Origin of the sequence: Streptomyces sp. x-80 (genome assembly GCF_046549095.1) — a bacterium.
GTDB classification, from domain to species: domain Bacteria; phylum Actinomycetota; class Actinomycetes; order Streptomycetales; family Streptomycetaceae; genus Streptomyces; species Streptomyces celluloflavus.
Map to the genome: position 1 here is coordinate 1 of NZ_JAJPWM010000063.1, position 2,493 is coordinate 2,493.

Below are 2,493 nucleotides of genomic sequence, written 5' to 3' on the forward strand. Positions count from 1 at the left end.
GTCGTGACTGCGTGCCTTTTGAAGAATGAGCCTGCGAGTTTGCGGTATGTTGCGAGGTTAACCCGTGTGGGGAAGCCGTAGCGAAAGCGAGTCCGAATAGGGCGTTGAGTAGCGTGCCCAAGACCCGAAGCGGAGTGATCTAGCCATGGGCAGGTTGAAGCGGAGGTAAGACTTCGTGGAGGACCGAACCCACCAGGGTTGAAAACCTGGGGGATGACCTGTGGTTAGGGGTGAAAGGCCAATCAAACTCCGTGATAGCTGGTTCTCCCCGAAATGCATTTAGGTGCAGCGTCGTGTGTTTCTTGCCGGAGGTAGAGCACTGGATAGGCGATGGGCCCTACCGGGTTACTGACCTTAGCCAAACTCCGAATGCCGGTAAGTGAGAGCGCGGCAGTGAGACTGTGGGGGATAAGCTCCATGGTCGAGAGGGAAACAGCCCAGAGCATCGACTAAGGCCCCTAAGCGTGTGCTAAGTGGGAAAGGATGTGGAGTCGCAGAGACAACCAGGAGGTTGGCTTAGAAGCAGCCATCCTTGAAAGAGTGCGTAATAGCTCACTGGTCAAGTGATTCTGCGCCGACAATGTAGCGGGGCTCAAGCACACCGCCGAAGTCGTGTCATTGCAGCATATGAAGCTAACGCTTGTTGTGATGGGTAGGGGAGCGTCGTGTGCCGGGTGAAGCAGCCGTGGAAACGAGTTGTGGACGGTTCGCGAGTGAGAATGCAGGCATGAGTAGCGATACACACGTGGGAAACGTGTGCGCCGATTGACTAAGGGTTCCTGGGTCAAGCTGATCTGCCCAGGGTAAGTCGGGACCTAAGGCGAGGCCGACAGGCGTAGTCGATGGACAACCGGTTGATATTCCGGTACCCGCTTTGAAACGCCCAGTATCGAATCCATTGATGCTAAGGCCGTGAAGCCGGCCTGGAGTCTTCGGACGAAGGGACGTGGTGGAGCCGCTGATCCAAGGTGGTAGTAGGTAAGCGATGGGGTGACGCAGGAAGGTAGTCCAGCCCGGGCGGTGGTTGTCCCGGGGTAAGGGTGTAGGCCGTGTGGTAGGTAAATCCGTCACACATATAGGTTGAGACCTGATGCCGAGCCGATTGTGGTGAAGTGGATGATCCTATGCTGTCGAGAAAAGCCTCTAGCGAGTTTCATGGCGGCCCGTACCCTAAACCGACTCAGGTGGTCAGGTAGAGAATACCGAGGCGTTCGGGTGAACTATGGTTAAGGAACTCGGCAAAATGCCCCCGTAACTTCGGGAGAAGGGGGGCCATTTCTGGTGATGGGCTTTGCGCTCTGAGCTGGGGGTGGCCGCAGAGACCAGCGAGAAGCGACTGTTTACTAAAAACACAGGTCCGTGCGAAGCCGTAAGGCGATGTATACGGACTGACGCCTGCCCGGTGCTGGAACGTTAAGGGGACCGGTTAGTCAATCTTCGGGTTGGCGAAGCTGAGAACTTAAGCGCCAGTAAACGGCGGTGGTAACTATAACCATCCTAAGGTAGCGAAATTCCTTGTCGGGTAAGTTCCGACCTGCACGAATGGCGTAACGACTTCTCGACTGTCTCAACCATAGGCCCGGTGAAATTGCACTACGAGTAAAGATGCTCGTTTCGCGCAGCAGGACGGAAAGACCCCGGGACCTTTACTATAGCTTGATATTGGTGTTCGGTTCGGCTTGTGTAGGATAGGTGGGAGACTGTGAACTCTGGACGCCAGTTCAGGGGGAGTCATTGTTGAAATACCACTCTGGTCGTGCTGGATGTCTAACCTGGGTCCGTGATCCGGATCAGGGACAGTGTCTGGTGGGTAGTTTAACTGGGGCGGTTGCCTCCTAAAGAGTAACGGAGGCGCCCAAAGGTTCCCTCAGCCTGGTTGGCAATCAGGTGTTGAGTGTAAGTGCACAAGGGAGCTTGACTGTGAGACTGACGGGTCGAGCAGGGACGAAAGTCGGGACTAGTGATCCGGCGGTGGCTTGTGGAAGCGCCGTCGCTCAACGGATAAAAGGTACCCCGGGGATAACAGGCTGATCTTCCCCAAGAGTCCATATCGACGGGATGGTTTGGCACCTCGATGTCGGCTCGTCGCATCCTGGGGCTGGAGTCGGTCCCAAGGGTTGGGCTGTTCGCCCATTAAAGCGGTACGCGAGCTGGGTTTAGAACGTCGTGAGACAGTTCGGTCCCTATCCGCTGTGCGCGTAGGAGTCTTGAGAAGGGCTGTCCCTAGTACGAGAGGACCGGGACGGACGAACCTCTGGTGTGCCAGTTGTCCTGCCAAGGGCATGGCTGGTTGGCTACGTTCGGAAAGGATAACCGCTGAAAGCATCTAAGCGGGAAGCCTGCTTCGAGATGAGGGCTCCCTCCCACTTGATGGGGTAAGGCTCCCAGTAGACGACTGGGTTGATAGGCCAGATATGGAAGACCGGTAACGGTTGGAGTTGACTGGTACTAATAGGCCGAGGGCTTGTCCTCAGTTGCTCGCGTCCACTGTGT

The 2,493-nt window shown here is 56.2% G+C and carries 1 rRNA gene; it reads left to right on the top strand.

What is annotated here, in order from left to right:
• Positions 1-2,472: ribosomal RNA gene (locus ACLJWH_RS41900) — 23S ribosomal RNA — on the top strand; the annotation flags it as partial.
• Positions 2,473-2,493: the final 21 nt, after the last annotated feature.